Genomic DNA, 318 nt, shown 5'->3' on the forward strand with positions numbered 1-318 from the left:
TGGCTGAGGTTGACGCTTGCGGAGCCGGTCATCGAGCCGAAGGTGAAGCTGCCGCCCGCGCTGGCGTTCTGCTGCTTGCTGTCGTAGCGGTCGCTGTCCTGCTCTGAGGTCAGCGTCAGGTTGCGGCCGGTATCGACCTTCACGCTGTCCCCGCGAACCTGTGCGCCGGTCAGCGTGGTGTCGCGCCCGGCGTTCAGGCTCAGCCCGTTGCCCGCCGTGAGTGTAGTCTCGGTATGGGTCAGCCCGTTGCCGTTCTCGCGGCCTTTGCCCGCGTTGACGCTGGCTGAAACGCTGATGCCGTAGCCGCCCGACCCGGCG

The 318-nt window shown here is 67.9% G+C and carries 1 protein-coding gene; it reads right to left on the reverse strand.

Annotated elements, in window-relative coordinates; all coding sequences use genetic code 11:
• Positions 1-318: hemagglutinin repeat-containing protein (locus NR201_RS22780; protein WP_256850191.1), on the reverse strand; the 318-nt coding region annotated here is incomplete at both ends.

Source organism: Pantoea sp. Fr-CA_6 (assembly GCF_024520895.1).
Lineage (GTDB): Bacteria > Pseudomonadota > Gammaproteobacteria > Enterobacterales > Enterobacteriaceae > Pantoea > Pantoea agglomerans.